The sequence below is a fragment of the Leisingera sp. genome (assembly GCF_034669605.1).
GTDB lineage: Bacteria > Pseudomonadota > Alphaproteobacteria > Rhodobacterales > Rhodobacteraceae > Leisingera.
Genome location: NZ_JAXMOX010000100.1, coordinates 1 through 15,926, shown reverse-complemented (window position 1 = coordinate 15,926; position 15,926 = coordinate 1). Strand labels below are relative to the sequence as shown.

General features: G+C 65.4%; 13 protein-coding genes. 6 read left to right on the top strand and 7 right to left on the bottom strand.

All coding sequences use genetic code 11. The annotated features are described in order from the left end of the window. From VOI29_RS13600 to VOI29_RS13580, 5 genes are all read right to left on the bottom strand, one after another. Positions 1–480 (bottom strand): DUF6005 family protein (locus VOI29_RS13600; protein ID WP_323779553.1); only part of this gene is annotated, 480 nt, incomplete at its 3' end. After that, positions 477–1,715, bottom strand: a complete 1,239-nt coding sequence (locus tag VOI29_RS13595; RefSeq protein ID WP_323779551.1) for an AMP-binding protein — start codon at positions 1,713–1,715, stop codon at positions 477–479. The genes VOI29_RS13600 and VOI29_RS13595, both read right to left, overlap by 4 nt. Position 1,716: 1 nt before the next feature. Beyond that, positions 1,717–3,429, bottom strand: a complete 1,713-nt coding sequence (locus tag VOI29_RS13590; RefSeq protein WP_323779549.1) for an IucA/IucC family protein — start codon at positions 3,427–3,429, stop codon at positions 1,717–1,719. Further along, positions 3,416–5,206, bottom strand: coding sequence for an IucA/IucC family protein (locus VOI29_RS13585; protein WP_323779547.1), 1,791 nt, complete (start codon positions 5,204–5,206; stop codon positions 3,416–3,418). Before VOI29_RS13585 ends, VOI29_RS13590 begins: the two co-directional genes overlap by 14 nt. Before the next feature lie 345 nt (positions 5,207–5,551). Beyond that, positions 5,552–7,537 (bottom strand): TonB-dependent receptor plug domain-containing protein, encoded by a 1,986-nt coding sequence (locus VOI29_RS13580; protein ID WP_323779545.1) that lies wholly within the window; start codon positions 7,535–7,537, stop codon positions 5,552–5,554. 273 nt (positions 7,538–7,810) lie between these two features. Here VOI29_RS13580 and VOI29_RS13575 point away from each other — a divergent pair, with 273 nt between their 5' ends. The 4 genes from VOI29_RS13575 to VOI29_RS13560 all read left to right on the top strand — a co-directional run bounded on the left by VOI29_RS13575 (position 7,811) and on the right by VOI29_RS13560 (position 11,408). Next, positions 7,811–8,722, top strand: coding sequence for a siderophore ABC transporter substrate-binding protein (locus VOI29_RS13575; RefSeq protein ID WP_323779543.1), 912 nt, complete (start codon positions 7,811–7,813; stop codon positions 8,720–8,722). A gap of 61 nt (positions 8,723–8,783) precedes the next feature. Further along, on the top strand, positions 8,784–9,716 hold the full coding sequence (locus VOI29_RS13570; RefSeq protein WP_323779557.1) for an ABC transporter permease: 933 nt from the start codon (positions 8,784–8,786) through the stop codon (positions 9,714–9,716). Next, a complete protein-coding gene (locus tag VOI29_RS13565) occupies positions 9,709–10,653 on the top strand; it encodes an iron chelate uptake ABC transporter family permease subunit (protein ID WP_323779542.1) in 945 nt (314 codons plus the stop codon). The genes VOI29_RS13570 and VOI29_RS13565 overlap by 8 nt, the downstream gene beginning before the upstream one ends. Next, positions 10,650–11,408, top strand: a complete 759-nt coding sequence (locus tag VOI29_RS13560) for an ABC transporter ATP-binding protein (RefSeq protein WP_323779541.1) — start codon at positions 10,650–10,652, stop codon at positions 11,406–11,408. Before VOI29_RS13565 ends, VOI29_RS13560 begins: the two co-directional genes overlap by 4 nt. Positions 11,409–11,447: 39 nt before the next feature. Here the strand turns inward: VOI29_RS13560 and VOI29_RS13555 are convergent, their stop codons facing one another. Beyond that, positions 11,448–13,835 (bottom strand): transketolase, encoded by a 2,388-nt coding sequence (locus tag VOI29_RS13555; protein ID WP_323779540.1) that lies wholly within the window; start codon positions 13,833–13,835, stop codon positions 11,448–11,450. Between the two features lie 10 nt (positions 13,836–13,845). Continuing rightward, positions 13,846–15,048, bottom strand: a complete 1,203-nt coding sequence (locus VOI29_RS13550) for a methionine gamma-lyase (protein ID WP_323779539.1) — start codon at positions 15,046–15,048, stop codon at positions 13,846–13,848. A 113-nt stretch (positions 15,049–15,161) separates the two neighbouring features. Between VOI29_RS13550 and VOI29_RS13545 the strand changes: the two genes are divergently transcribed. Together VOI29_RS13545 and VOI29_RS13540 are read left to right on the top strand one after the other, a co-directional pair. Continuing rightward, positions 15,162–15,620 carry an Lrp/AsnC family transcriptional regulator gene (locus tag VOI29_RS13545; protein WP_323779537.1) on the top strand — a complete coding sequence of 153 codons (459 nt, stop codon included), beginning with the start codon at positions 15,162–15,164 and terminating at the stop codon, positions 15,618–15,620. A 172-nt stretch (positions 15,621–15,792) separates the two neighbouring features. Beyond that, the coding region (locus tag VOI29_RS13540) for a transposase (protein ID WP_323779555.1) at positions 15,793–15,926 on the top strand (134 nt) is incomplete at its 3' end.

Genomic DNA, 15,926 nt, shown 5'->3' with positions numbered 1-15,926 from the left:
ATTGTAGAGCCGTTCGACCCAGCCGGCGTAGTGGTCCTGGGTGATCTCCTTGCTGTGGTAGGCAAGCTGCATCGAAGGGGTGACGGCAAAGCTGCTGTCCCAGGTGCCGAAGTAGAACGGCCGGAAGTTCAGATCCCGGTGCCGGCGGATGGCGGCGCAGAGGCAGCTGACAAAGCAATGCACGGTGATTTCACTAGCGGCGGGAGCGTTGCCGTCCTCCGTCGCCGGTGCCGGAGTTCCGCCCATCAGCATCCGGATCAGGGCGTCCACGGTGGCAAAATCGTCCTTGGACAATGCGCGTTCGGGCATTTCGATGCCGTGATCGGTTTCCAGATGCAGCACCAGGTTGATCAGAATGACCGAGTCGATGTGCAGATCGTCGTTCAGCACGGCAGCGGGGCCGAACCGCGCCATATGCGCATTTGCCAGCGGCCCTTGCAGGGTCAGGCGGATGGCCTCGAGAAGACTGTCGTAAGTCATGCGTTTTCCAGATCCTTGGGGGCGGCGTATTGCGCCGCGAGCCCGCGGCGGCTGATCTTGCCGTTGGCCTGGCGGGGCAGGGCGGGCAGATGTTTGATGAGACGCGGCTGCTGGTAGTCGGCCAGCGTATCACGGCAGGCCTGGCGCACATCGTCCTCGGCTGCGCTGCCGGCATAGAGCAGCCCGGCGCGGGCGCCGGAGTGCGGGTCGGGCAGGCGGAAGGCGATGGCATCGGAGACGCCGGGCAGCGCCATGACGGTTTTCTCGACGTCCTGCGGATAGACGTTGAGGCCTGCGACATTGATCATGTCGTCGGCGCGGGCGGTGAACACCAGCATTCCGTCCGCGCGCAGATGGCCAAGATCGCCGGTGTCGGTTTCGCGCCCGGCGGCGGTGATACGCACCGCATCCGGGCTGCCGTTCCGGCCTGCGGTCAGGGTCACGTGCGGCAGCGGGTGGCCGACGTCATAGGGGTCTTGCAGATCCTGGTTGATGGCAACGCAGCCGGCCTCGGAGCAGCCGTACTGCTGGAAGAAATGGGTGGTGCGGGCGCGGATCAGCTGGAACCAGGCCTCGGGCAGAACGGTGCCGGAAGTGTTGGCCGCGTAGAGCCGCTGGTCCGCGGGCAGCAGCCGGGCCAGGGTGTGCAGCATCGCGGGCGAGGTATAGAGCAGCGGCTGATCCGTCTCGCGCAGGCGGCGCAGGATGTATTTCGGGTTCAGGCTGTCGAGGATCACCGGCAGATGGCCGCGGTGCAGTGCCACCAGGACGCCTGCAATCAGCCCGTAGGAATGGGTGACCGGGCAGGCGATCACCGGCGTCATCGCCGCGCTGGCGGTAAAGAAGGCGGCGTAGCTTTCGATCTCTGCCGCGATTTCCTCCCAAGTGCGGGTAATGACCTTGGCGGCCCCGGTTGTGCCCGAGCTCATCTGCACCAGAACGCCGCCGCGCGCGATGCCGCCGGGTTGCGGTATGGCGGTTTGCTTCAGCCCGTCGCTCAGCAGCAGATCGCAGCCGGCGGCCCGGGCCATTTCGCGGGCGGTCTCCGCCGGGATGCCGGCATGGATCGGGAACACGCCCGCGTTTTGCGCCCGCAGGTACAGCAGCGCCGAGAGCGCGGCGCCGGTGTTCTGCATGTGCAGCCCGTAGCGGTGCGCAGCGGGACCGGTCAGGACGCTGTCCAGCCGGGCGGCCGGATCAGCCGGGTCGATAAGGGTGTCGTTCAGCACAAACATGTCAGCAGTCCTTTGCAGGGGCCAGGGCATTGGCGATCAGATGGCGGTACAGCGGCCGGCCGGGATCGATTTTCCGGGTGATGAGGCTTTCGGCGTGGATCTGCGGCGCAAAGGGCGCCAGCGCAGCCTGGCGGGCCTCCAGCCCGTGCTCGGCGGCATACCGGTCAAGGCGTGCCCGGACCCGGCGCCAGAATGCGGTTTCGGCCAGGCCGTAACGGCGCTGCAGCAGGTCCGAGAGGTCGGCGAGGTTGAAGACGAACAGCGTGTCCATCACCAGCCAGCGCAGCTCCTCTGCGCTGGACATCCGGTGGAATTGGTCCAGCGGCGCATCCGCATAGGCCGGGTCGATTTGGGCTAGATCCGGGCAGAGATCCGGGCGCGAAAGCAGCTTTGGCAGGTATTCAAGGCTTTCGTGGAAATCGCGGGCAATCAGGCCGGCGGGCCAGCCGTTTTCGTGATGCAGGATCAGGTTCTGGCCATGCGCCTCCAGCCCGATGCCATGGGCGATTAGCAGATGCCAGACCGGCAGCACGGTAACCTCGATGAGCTGATCGACCCAGGCCTCCAGCCCGTGTTTTTCAATCCACGGGGCGATCAGCGGGCTGCCGTCAGGCTCGGTCAGGGCAAGGCCGTTGAAGGGCATCATGCTGTCCGCGGGCAGGCCGAGGGACTCCGGGCTTTGGCGCCAGATCGCGGCCAGATGCCCGTCCAGAACGGTGCCGCGGCCGGCGGTGATGGCGGCGTATTCCGGCAGGATCGTCAGCGGGTAGCGGCTGATAAACAGGGGATCGCTGTCCAGCACATCGGCCAGCCATTTGGAGATGGCCGGGGCCACAGCGACCGACTCCGGCGCGAGGGTGCGCAGCGCAGAGGTGTTGCGCATGGCCATCGCGGTTTTGACATGGGCGCGCTGCGGGGTGTCTGCATTCATCAGGGTGCGCACCGACTGGGTGGCGCGGCAGGGTTCGCCGGTCGGGCCGATCTGCACCGCCCGGCCAGTGCGGCGCCAGTCCTGAAACAGCGGTTCGTCCTGCAGCCTGGCGGCTTGCCAGGGGTGCAGCGGCAGCAGGCGGAAATCCTGCAGCGGCGCGTTCTGCAGGTCTGCCAGCGCGGTGATGCGGTCCCATTCGCGGCGGCCCAGCTCCTGCGGCCAGAAGTCTTTATCCGGCAGGGACTGCTGCACCAGACTGTGGTGGAACAGAACCCCGGCCAGCCGGAAGGTCCGGCCTGCTTCGGGCCCATAGGCCAGGTGATCGGCGTCCGAGAACCCGCTGCGGGCTTTGAAACACGGGTGGTATGGGTGGCCCTCGTGCAGGGCGGTTTCCAGAGCGGAAACCGTCAGCCTGCGGCGTCCGGTCATCGGCGGGATCTGCTGTGCATTGAGATCGCTGAGTTGTTCGGTGCGGGCCAGATCGGCGCGCAGGATTTCCATCGCGGGCGAGGGGTCCGCCGCCGCTGCCAGCACGTCACCGGTACCAGCGGGGCGCCATCCGGTGCTGTCATAAACCTCGATACTGGCGTCCTGCAGGCGGTAGCGGTCAAAAGCGCCGCGGCGGCCAAGGGCGCGGAACTGAGTGCCCCTGAGCGACCAGCGCAGCATCCCTCCGCGCCCGCTGTGCAGCGATGCGGCCCGGCCTTCGCTGAGCAGGGCTTCGCACAGCTGGCGCAGGACGCGCGGTGCAGTGCCGGCAAAGCGGTGTTCATGCAAGGACATCGGCATGCTCCTGTGCGGGCTGCGGCAGGCAGGCGGCGATGGGGTTCTTGATCTGCAGGAACAGGCCTTCCTGGGTGTCGGTCTCCAGCTCGTCCATATTGTGGACGCGGGTCAGCAGGTTGGCCTTGGCGGCCAGGGCCGGGGCGGTCAGCAGATAGCGGGCAAACCCGGCGGCGGCGCCGGTGAAGCGGCCGGCGGCTGCGGTCAGGCGGCGGCGCAGTTGCAGCAGCAGGGCGGCTTCCTCTGCCACCCCGTCGCAGCCCAGGCGGCGGATCACCGCAAACAGCTGATTGACGATCAGGTAATAGGCCAGCCGTTCATTGATGTGGTTCTCAGAGAAGACCAGCACCGGCTGGCCCGCCAGCGAGGGTTCCAGCGCGCTGAGCCGCGGATAGGCGTCCCGGGTGATGAAATAGCCCTGGTTGTCGCGGTAATAGGCACGCGACGGCAGGCCGGTGCCGAGATCCAGCAGGCTGTTCTGCTGATGCGCCTCCAATGCGATGCCATGCCGGTCGTAGAGCGCCAGAACCGGGTCCAGCATGCAGTCGAGATAGGCATCAAACCAGATCCGGGCGGTCTTGGCCCGGGGTTCGCCGCGGGCGGCTGCCAGCCGGGTGATGATACCGGTCAGCAGGGCGGTGCGGCCGGGCAGGGGGTCTGCGGTCAGCGCGGCAAGATTATAGACGCCTTTGTCCTGCGCGCCGGTAAAGGGGTTCTGTCGGAAGATCACCTCGAACCCGCTTTCGCGGCGGCCGGGCAGGTCCACGGTCAGATAGGCCGGATCGTCAATGATTTGAAAGCGCGGGCTGGTCTCGGCGAACCCGAGCCTGTGCAGCAGCCGGGCCATTGAGACGCCCACCTCCAGCTCGTTGCGCAGGGTCACGCGCAAGGAATTTGTCAGCCGCACGGGAATGGAGAATTTCAGCATCCAGGGGCAATCCGGCGCATAGACCGTACGGACCGAGGAGGTGGCGGCAAAATCGCCGCCTGCCGCGCCCAGATCGCGCAATCTGCCGGCGGTCAGAAGCGCCTGCACTGCCGGATCCAGACGCAGTGCCTGGGCCTGCAGCGGGTGCGCGGGGATCAGGATTTCATGGGCTTGCAACTGGAACGCCCCGGCGATGCCGGGGATCTGATCAACCAAGTCCGCAGCGGCGCCCCGTTTTCCGTCCTGGGCGGCGCCCTGTGAGACGATGGCTTTATCCGCCGCAAAGAAGGTGAGCGGGAACCGGCCTGCGTATTCGGGGGCATATGCCGCCTGCTGCCAGCCGGTCAGCCCGTCGCGGCTTTTGGGGGTGGGGTGCAGCCAGTGGCCAAAGCTGAGGGCCTGCTCGGCGGCCAGAAAACCATCCGGCTCGGGCAGGCCGGCATTGCGGCGCAGGATGGTTTCGATCTGGGCATTGCTGTTGAAGATGCCGCGCAGGAACTCCGGAAGTTTGCCCGGATCGCGGCTGTTCAGGCGCGAGAAGCATTCCTGCGCGATCAGGGTGATCACCTGCACCGGCGCTGCCGCCTGCCAGGCGGGGGAGGCGGCGAAGCGGATCTGCGCCGCTCCGAATTGATGCGGCCCGGTCCGGGAGTGGTACGCGACCGCCACACGCAGCCGGGCGGGGATGTGGCTGAGCGGGATCTCCACCGCGCGGCCGGGGCTGACATTGTCCGGCATGATTTCCCGCAGGAAACCATTCAGCAGCGCCTGCAAGGACGCGGCCTGGGATGCGGTCTGGGATGCGGCCTGGCCGCAGGCGCCGGGCGGAAGGGGCTGCTGAAAACTCATCGCGGGCAGCCCCGCAGGGACGTGATGGAAGGAAAGGCAGGTCGCATGGTCCAGGATTTTCCCGTAGCCGTGCCGCGGCGGGCTGACGCCTGGCGGGGGCCGGGCATTCAGGTCAACCGGGTCTGTTTCGACATGAACTAGCGGGAAGGCTGGCTGCTGAGCGGCGCCGGCGAAAGGCAGGGCGCCTGTTGTGAGGTTGGTTTCACACCGCTTTTTTTAATCGGATTCCGACAGGCTGGGAAGCGGGTTTTGCTAAAAATATGAAGGATCTACGTTGCCCGGCAGAAGACCGCGCATGACGGGAATCCGAGGCAGAGGCGCCACGGCAGGCGCCCCCGCAGTTGCTTAGAACTTAAGTGTGGCAACAACCGAGATATTGCGGCCCGGCTCCTTGATCGTGTTGATCGTCGAGGCGGAGTATTCGGTGCCATAGGTGGCCCGGTCGGCGTATTGGGTGTCGAACACGTTGTCGATGGCCGCCCGGATGGTGACGTTGCCAAGCGACGGCGGGCTGTATTCGGCAAAGAGGTTCAGAACCTGATAGCTTTCCTGCTTTTGGGTGTAGGTTTCATAGACACCGTTGTCGTTCGATAGCGCCGCCTCGACGCTGCCGCCGACCAGCAGGTTCATGGTTGGGATTTCCTGTTGCACCTCGAAGGCCAGCACCTTGCCGATCGGGGTGCCCGAGTCGACCAGGAAGAAGCTTTCGGCCGGCGCGCCGTTGAATTCGACGTCGCTGTTGTTCATGGTGAAACGGGCAAAGCCGCTGTCCCAGCCATAGGTTGCGGCCAGGTTGAAGCCTTTGCTTTCGAAATCGCTGCCGGCGACAGCACCGGCCCCGGAGACGCCGCGGACGTTGTCGATACCGGTTTTGAACAGCTCGCCGCCCAGGGTCCAGTTGCCGCGCTGCCAGTCGGCGCCGACGATGATGTTTTCGGCGCGTGAAGATTGCAGGGCGGAATAGTCCCAGGCCTGATAAAACAGAAAGTTGTCTTCGAGGTCGATGCCGCCGAAGACGTTCGAATACCCGGCCCGCAGGGACAAGGCATCGGTCACGTCATAGACCAGCGACAGGTTGCCGCTTGCCCCGGAGGGGGAGGCGGTAAAAGACGTGCCGGTCTGGGCAAAGTCCTGGCCTGTGAAGTCCTGCCAGTCATAGCGGAGGCCGGCAGAAACGCTGAGGCGGCTGGCGGGTTCAAGCCGGGCCTGGGCGAAGACGCCCAGGTTCTTGCTTTCCTCCCCGGTCAGCCCGTTGACCCAGGTGGCGTTCACCGCGCTTTCGCGGACCTGATAGTCGACGCCGGCCGTGATCGTGTTGCTGTCGGACAGGTGGAAATCGTTCTGCAGCGTCAGCGCGTAGGTGTTCGAGCTGGTGGATGTGGAATCCCCGAACGGATCGGAGGGGCGGTCAACATTGATTTCAGAGAAACCAAAGGTTGCCGAAGGGTCCCAAAGGCCGGTTTCATTGCCGCTTTCATAGCGCAGCGAGGCGATGCGGCGGCGGGTGAAATAGGGAGCGAAACCGCGGGGGCTGGAGCCGAAGTTCGGCTGGAAATTGCGGATTTCATTGTCCTGCGCCTCTTGCAGCGACAGTTCGATCCGGTCGCCCTGTTCGCCCTCATAGGCGAATTTCAACAGGCCTGCGGTGAGGTTCGCGGCAGATCCCGTGACCTCGTTGCCGTCGCCGTCTTTGTAGTTATCGCCGGTTGCGCGCTTGGCGTAGCCGAGGATTTCAAAGCCGCCGCTGCGGCCTGCCAGGGTCAGCGACCCCTGGGCGGTACCGCCGTTGCTGGAATAGGACAGGCGGGAGCGGCCGCCGGAGGTTTCGCCGTCTTCCAGGATGTCTTCGGCGTCGATGGTTTCCATTACCACCCGGCCCGCCAGCGCGCGCGGGCCGGCATCGGCGGGGGCAACGCCGGGATCGACGCGGACCGATTTCATCAGGCCGGGGTCAAAGGCATTGGCGCTGACGTGGTGGAAGGTGCGGTTGTTCTGCGACACGCCATCCACCTGCACCGCGAGGTTCAGCATGTCGACTCCGTTGACGAAGATTTTCTGCGCGATTGGAATGCCGCCGCCGACAGAGACCGAGGCTATGCCGGCAAACAGGTCCTTGAGGTCGCCCATCGCGGCGCGTTCGATCTCGGCGTCGGCGACATAGATCGATGTGGCGCGGTCGGCGGCGTTGCCTGCGGGGTCGCGCTGTTTGACGGTGATCGGGTCCAGCGACAGCACGCCGTCGTCTTCTGCAAAGGCTGCCGGGGCGGAGATGAGAGTCAGAGCGGTGCTGCACAGCAGCCCTGACAGGCGGATGTTGGAAGTTCGTGCCATGATAAAACCCGTGTTCTAAGAGCTGATAGCTTGGGTTGAATCCTGGCTGGCCTTGCAAAGGCTGGGGTCTGATAAGAAGCAATCGCCGCAGCTGCAAGCCCCTGCCGGGGAGATTTGCCGTTAATATGCTGATGTTGCATTTTTGCGCGGCCTGCGGGTGGCGGCAGGGGATCCAGCGGCATGGCTGGACTTTTGCCGCGCGGGCCGGTAAGCCCCTCTCGATTTTGAGCAAGCCAGCCCCGCCAGCCAATTTCCATCTTAGCAGGATAGAAAATGGCCCATCGGAAGATCGTGCAGCTGGCTGCATCAATTGCTGTTGCCCTGTGCGGCGCAGCACAGGCGCAAGGCATTGCCATCGACACCGCGCGCGGCGCGGTAGAGCTGCCTGGGCCGCCGCAGAAAATCGTCGTTCTGGATGCCGCTGCTGCGGACACGCTGGACGCCCTGCAGGCGCCCATAGCCGGGGTGCCGGCGCAGCTTTATGCCCGCCACCTGCAGGATCTGCAGGACAAGGCCGCGCCGGTGGGCACCCTGTTCGAACCGGATTACGAGGCCATTGCCATGCTGGCCCCGGATCTGATCATTGCGGGCGGGCGGTCCTCGGCCCGGGTTGCGGCGCTGGCCGGGATCGCGCCTGCCATCGACATGACGATCTGGGGCGAAGACCACATTGGGCAATCGCTGGCACGGCTGCGCAGCTATGGCCGCCTGACCGGGCAGGAGGCACGGGCGGCGGATCTGGAAGCGGCGTTCACCGCCAAGCTGGAGCGGGCCAGAGCCGCCGTTGCGGGCCGCGGCAAGGCGATGATCCTGATGACCAACGGCCCCAAAGTGTCGGTCTACGGCGCCGGGTCGCGGTTCGGCTGGCTGCACACCGCGCTGGACCTGCCGGAGGCGGTTGCAAGCGTCGAGGCGCAGACCCACGGCGAGGCGGTCTCGTTTGAGTTCATTGCCGCGGCGGACCCCGACTGGCTGATCATCATCGACCGGGCCGCGGCGATCGGCCAGGGCAATCAGGCGGCGGCGGTCACCCTTGATAACGCGCTGGTGGCGGGCACCACGGCCTGGCGCCGGCAGCAGGTGGTTTATCTGGATGCTGCCAACATCTATGTGGCCGGCGGCGGCATCCAGGCGATGACCGCGACGCTGGAGGAGATTCTGGCAGGGTTTGCGGCAGGTGGCTGATCCGGCCGCCCTGGACAGCGGCGGCCGCCGCGGTGCCGCGGGCCGCCGTCCGCTGGTTCTGATGGCTCTGCTGCTGTGCCTGCTGGGCGGGATCAGCCTGTTTGTGGGTGCCAGCCCGCTGCATCCCGGCGCCCTGTTGAGCGATCCGCAAGCGCTGCAGCTGCTGGCGGTCAGCCGCATTCCCCGCACCGTGGCGGTGCTGCTGACCGGTGCTGCGATGGCGGTGGCGGGTGTCATCATGCAGTTGCTGGTGCGCAACAAATTCGTCGAACCCGGCACCACCGGCACCAATGAAGCCGCCATGCTGGGATTGCTTGCGGTGACGCTGCTGACCCCCGCGATGCCCCTGTTCGGCAAGATGCTGGCGGCCTCGGCGTCGGCCCTGGCGGGCACGGTGCTGTTCATCCTGCTGTCCCGCCGCATTCCGCCGGAGCAGCCGCTGCTGATCCCGCTGGCCGGGCTGGTTTACGGCGGGGTGCTGATGGCCTGTGCAAGTTTCATCGCCATTCAGACCGATCTGCTGCAATACCTTGGCATCTGGATGAGCGGCGAGTTCTCCGGCATTCTGGCAGGGCGCTACGAGCTGCTTTGGCTGGCCGGGGGGCTGGCGCTGCTGTCTTATTTCGCCGCCGATCAATTCACCATTGCGGGTCTGGGGCGGGCTGTCAGCCTGAACCTGGGGCTGCGCTACGGGCAGGTGCTGGGGTTCGGCATTGTCACCGTTTCGCTGGTGTCGGCTCTGGTGATCGTGACCGTTGGCATGCTGCCCTTCGTCGGGCTGGTGGTGCCCAATCTGGTCTCACGCATCATGGGCGACAATCTGCGGGCCAGCCTGCCGGCGGTCGCGGCAACCGGGGCCGGGCTGCTGCTGCTCTGCGATATTCTGGGGCGGCTGCTCCGCTACCCTTACGAGATCCCCGCCGGGACTGTTTTCGGTCTCTTTGGTGCCGCGGTGTTCCTGTACATGCTGCTGGGGCGGCGGGCGCATGGCTGACCGGCGGATCCTGGGCCTTGGCTGTGTGCTGGCGGCAGCGGCGGCGCTGTTCCTGTTCTGGGGGTTGCGCGGGCCGATGGCCTATATCCTGGAGCTGCGGATGGTCAAGCTGGCGGGGCTGCTGTCGGTCGGGGCCGCCGTGGGGGTGGCAACGGTGCTGCTGCAGACGATCAGCCGCAACCGCATTCTGACGCCCGCCTTCATGGGGTTCGATGCGCTGTTCCTGCTGCTGCAGACCGGGCTGGTTGCCGGGCTGGGAATTGCCGGCAGCAGCCGGATCCCGCCCCTGGCGGGGTTTGTGCTCGACGCCGCGGTGATGATGGGCGCGGCGCTGCTGTTGTTCACCAGCGTGCTGCGCCGGACCCGTCACGACATTCAGCTGATGGTGCTGACCGGCGTGGTGCTGGGCCTGATGTTCCGGACCATCACCGCCTTTCTTCAGCGGCTGATGGACCCGTCCGAATTCTCGATCGTGCAGACCAGGATGTTCGCACAGTTCGGCAGCATCGACCGCGAGGCCCTGGTTATGGCGCTGGGGCTGATGCTGCTGGCGTTCTGGTGGCTCTGGCGCAATCATGCGGTGCTGGATGTGGCTGCGCTTGGCCGGGACACGGCGCGCAGCCTGGGTGTGGGCCATGACCGGCTGCAGCTGAAGGTGCTCTGCATCATTGCCGCGCTGGTCTCGGTGTCGACGGCGCTGGCCGGGCCGGTTGCCTTTCTGGGGCTGTTGGTGACCAGCCTGGCGCACAGCCTGATGCGGACCCACCGCCATGCGCTGCTGCTGCCGGCCGCGGCGCTGATTTCCGCGCTTATCCTGGTTGCGGGCCAGACCGTGTTCGAACGCATTCTGAGGCTGCAATCCACCCTGGCCGTTGTCATCGAGTTCTGCGGCGGCCTGCTGTTCATATATTTGCTGACAAGGGGGAAAATCCGGTGATTACAGTATCCGGCCTGAGCTATGGCCATGGCGCGAAGCCTATTCTGGACGGGATTGATGCGGAGATCCCCGCAGGCCGTGTCACCGCCCTGATCGGCCCCAATGGCGCAGGCAAATCGACCCTGCTGAACCTGATCGCGCAGCAGCTGACCCCCAGCCGCGGCTGCATCAGCCTGGACGGTATGGACGCGGCCCGGATCGCCCCCGGCCGGCTGGCGCGTAAGATGGCGGTTGTGGCCCAGAACCTGACCGTGGCCAGCCGGGTCCGGGTCAAGGATCTGATCGGTTTCGGCCGCTGGCCCCACAGCCAGGGGCGGCTGACGGCAGCGGATCACGCGGCAATCGGGGATGCAACAGAACTGTTCGGCCTTGCCCCGCTGCAGCAGCGGTTCCTGGATGAGCTGTCAGGCGGCCAGCGCCAGCGGGCCTTTATCGCCATGGCCTTTGCCCAGGACACCGATTGGCTGCTGCTGGACGAGCCTTTGAACAACCTGGACCTGCACCACGCCCGCAACCTGATGGCGCAGCTGCGCCGCCTGGCCGAAGAGCGCGGCAAAGGCATCGTGATTGTGGTGCATGACCTCAACTATGCGATCAGCTGGTCCGATCACGTGGTGGCGCTGAAGGACGGCCGGATCGCTTTTCAGGGCCCGGTGGATGAGGCCGCCAGCGCCGCCAGCCTGACGGCGCTGTATCAGACACCGGTGGCCCTGACCCGGATCGGCGGCCTGCCGTTTGCGCAATACCACCGTTAAGGGCGGAGGCAGGCGCCGCGGCGGGCCGTTTGACCCGTGTCAGCCGGGATTGACCGGCATCAGCGCCGCCTTGCGGCCCGCTGTAAGACCGTCAATGGAATTGACGATTGCCTGCCGGTCGATCCGGAAATGGCGGGAGAGATCCCCGATTGTCCCGGTCTGGCCAAAATGCTCCACCCCGTGCGGCACTGTCCTGTGCCCTGCCACCGCGCCAAGCCAGGCGAGGGTGGCCGGATGGCCGTCGATCACGGTGACCAGGGTGCAATGCGCAGGCAGATCCCGCAGCAGCTGTTCGATATGCGAGAGGGCAGCCGGATTGCCGCGGGCGCGCTCCCGCTGGGCGGCGGTCCAGCCTGCGTTCAGACGGTCCGCCGAGGTGACGGCCAGCACGCCGGCATCCCGCCGCACTTCGCCGATCAGGCCGGCGGCGGCAATCGCCTCATCCGCGACCGCGCCCTGATAGGCGATCACAACCGAACAATTGGGTCCGGGCTTGCGCAGCCAGTAGGCACCGTCGATGGCGCCTTGGCGGAAATCATCATCGGCGCGTTTGCCGGGCTGCTCCAGCGGTTTTGTGCTGAGCCGCAGGTAGACCGACCCGCCGGTCTCATCCCGGAGCCATGTGCGTTCATCCGGGTCGCCCTCACCCGCCCGCTGCAAATAGCCGAAAGCCCATTCCATGATCACCGCCAGTTCATCGGCAAAGGCGGGCTCAAAGGCGGCAAGCCCGTCCTGGCTCATCCCGATCAGCGGGGTGCTGATGGATTGATGGGCGCCGCCCTCGGGCGCCAGGGTCACGCCGGAAGGGGTGCCTGCGATCATGAAGCGCGCATCCTGGTAGCAGGCATAGTTCAGCGCATCGAGACCGCGGCAGACAAAGGGGTCATAGACCGTGCCGACCGGGATCACCCGCTTGCCCCAGAGGCTGTGCGCCAGCCCCGCTGCCCCCAGCAGCAGGAACAGGTTCATCTCGGCGATGCCCAGTTCCAAATGCTGGCCCTCGGGGGCAAAGTTCCACTTGGCGGTCGAGGGAATGCGGTGTTCGATAAAGGCATCCGCCTGGGCCTCGCGGGCGAACAGTTTGCGCCGGTTCACCCAAGGCCCCAGCCCGGTGGTGCCGGTCACATCCGGCGAGGTGGTCATGATCCGCGAGGCCAGCGCGCTGCCGCCCCGCGCCAGATCATCAAGGATCTTGCCAAAGGCGGCCTGCGTCGAGATTTCGCGCGATGTCTCGAATGTCACGGGCGGCACGGTCAGCGGTGCCTCGGAATAGCGGCGCGGGCCTTGGGCAAAAAACGGCACCTGGCCCAGAAAGGCCTGCAGTGCAGGCACATCCGCAACGGTGGCGAAAGGATCCCATTCCCGGCCTTCGGGCACCCCCATATGGGTCTGCCAGTCCGCCATCTGCGCCTTGGTCATCAGTCCGCCATGGTTATCCTTGTGACCGGCAATCGGCGTGCCCCAGCCCTTGACCGTATAGGCCAGGAAGCAGACCGGGCGGTTGTGATCAATGGCGGCAAAGGCCTCTGCCATGGTTTCCACGCAGTTGCCGCCGAGGTTTTCCATCAGCGCCGCCAGTTCCGCATCATCGCGGCCCTCTATCAGCGCGGTGACCGTGCCCTGATCGCCCAGATCATCCAGCAGCCGCCGCCGCCAGACCGCGCCGCCCATATAGGTCAGCGCCGAATATTCCTGGTTCGGGCAGGCGTCGATCCAGGCGCGCAGGGCGTCCCCGCCCGGCTCCTCGAACGCGGCACGCTGCAGCGCCCCGTATTTGACCTTCACAACATCCCAGCCAAAGGCGTCAAAGACCTTTTCAATGCGCTCGAACAAGCCCTCGCGGACGATCCCGTCCAACGACTGGCGGTTGTAGTCGATGATCCACCAGGTGTTGCGCAGACCGTTTTTCCAACCCTCCTGCAGCACCTCGTAGATATTGCCCTCGTCCAGTTCCGCGTCGCCTGCCAGCGCCACCATGCGGCCCAGCCTGGTCTCCGCGCCCCAGTCCTTGGCGGCGATGAAATCCTGCACAATCGAGGCCAGCGCGGTGATGCCGACACCCAGCCCGACCGAGCCGGTGGAGAAATCCACATCGTCAATGTCCTTGGTGCGGCTGGGATAGCTTTGCACCCCGCCAAAGCCGCGGAAGTTTTCCATTTTTTCGCGGGTCTGATTGCCCATCAGATACTGCATCGCATGGAACACCGGCGCGGCATGGGGTTTGACGGCGACCCGGTCCTCGGGCCGCAGCGCCGAGAAATACAGCGCCGTCATGATCGACACCATCGAGGCCGAGGAGGCCTGATGCCCGCCCACTTTGATCCCGTCCGGATTGGGGCGGATGTGATTGGCATTGTGGATCATCCAATGCGACAGCCACAACAGCCGCTGTTCAATGGTTTTCAGATGGGGCAGGGCCGGACGCATGGCGGTCTCCTTATTCGGCGGCGTGCTGCACCGGGGCGGGCAGGGCCTGCTCCAGATCAGCCAGAATGTCCTCAACCTCTTCCAGGCCGACGGACAGGCGGATCAGCCCGTCGCTGATCCCATGTTCGGCGCGCTCCTCCGGCGTATAGGTCGAATGGGTCATCGAGGCGGGGTGCTGGATCAGGGTTTCCGCATCACCCAGGGACACCGCGCGCTGGATCATCTGCAGACCGTTCATCAGGGCGATGCCGCCGGGCAGGCCGCCGTCTACCTCAAACGCAATCATCGCGCCCGGCTGGTCCATCTGGCGTTCTGCCACGTCATGCTGAGGGAAGCTTTTGAGGCCTGGGAAATGCACCGTGCGGATAGCCGGATGGGCGGCCAGGTAGTCTGCAACCACCCCGGCCGAGGCGCAGTGGCGGTCCATCCGCAGGTTCAGCGTCTTCAGCCCGCGCAGGATCAGCATCGCATTGAACGGCGCCATCACCGCGCCGGTCATGTCTTTCATGCCGACCAGCCGGATTTCGGAGATCTGCTCGGCGCGGCCTGCAACCAGCCCGGCCACCACATCGCCATGACCGCCAAGGTATTTGGTGGCGGAATGCAGCACGATATCAGCGCCCAGTTCAATCGGGCGGGTCAGATACGGGGTGGAATAGGTGTTGTCGACCACCAGCTGGGCGCCGGCAGCATGGGCGATCCCGGCCGCGGCGGCGATATCGACCAGCCGCATGTTGGGATTGGCCGGCGTTTCGAAATAGACCACCCGGGTCTTGCTGGTGACTGCCTGGCGCAGGTTGTCCAGATCGCTCATGTCGACATGGGTGATGGTGACGCCCCATTTTGCCAGCCCGTGGCGCATAAAGGCAAAGGTGCAGCCGTAAAGCGTCTTGTCGACGATGACCTCGTCCCCCGGCGACAGCAGCGTCCACAGCACAGCGGTCACCGCCCCCATGCCGCTGGCCAGCGCCAGGCCTGCTTCCGCCCCCTCCAGCGTGGCGATGCGCTGCTCCAGCAGATCGCAGGTCGGGTTTGAGATGCGGCTGTAAATATGGCCCGCGCGCTCCCCCGCAAACATCTCGCCGCCCGCCTCGGCGGTCTCAAACGCAAAGGTCGAGGTAAGGTGCAAAGGCGGCGTCAGCGCGCCCTCGTGGTCCTGCGGATCATAGGCGTGGTGAATGGCGCGGGTGGCAAAGCCGTTGGGGCGGGTCATGGCTGTCTCCTCAATCTGATTTCAGCCATAATACGCCAGATGTTGTGGCAAGTGATTGCGAACTGTGCTTCAATGCGCAGGCAAATTGGCAGATACTGCCAACAGGGGGCTGCATGGACGCCAAGGACAGACAAATCATCCGCGCCCTGCAGCAGGACGGGCGGATGACAAACCAGGAGCTTGCCGACGCGGTCAGCCTGTCCCCGTCGCCCTGCCTGCGGCGGGTCCGGAACCTGGAGGCCAAGGGGATTATCCGGGGCTACAGCGCCGATGCGGATGCTGCTGCCTGCGGATTGGCGATCACGGTCTTTGTCCGCATCCGGCTGGAACGGCATAACGAAACCGACGTTCAGAATTTCGAACGGCGGATGCAAATGATCGAGGAAGTGCTGGAATGCCACGTTCTGACCGGCGCAATGGACTACCAGTTGCGCGTTCTGGTGCCTGATCTGGAAGCCTATGAGAATTTCATCCGCCACCGCATTCACCCGATCGGCGGCATCGCATCGATCGACACCAGTTTTGTCTACAGCACCGTCAAACGCACTGCCGTCTTTCCGTTGACCGAATGAACCCGGGCGCGCCGGGTTCACCCCCGCAATGATTGCATGAAATCCGGCCAGATTGCCGATGCTGCTCGCCGCATGAGGCGCGCAGCCGGTTCAAGAGCAGTGCCACGGCTGAACTTCGTTCCTGTTCCCGGACACCGGGGTAAAGTACCCCTGTCCAAGAAAGGAACATGGAATGGGACAATCGAGGCGGACGTTCACAGACGAGTTTAAAGCCGCAGCTGTTGGTCGGCTTTATAAGCCTGGCGCCACACAAACCGGCGTGGCCAGGGAACTGGGTGTGACGAGCTCGCAGTTGAAGACCTGGCG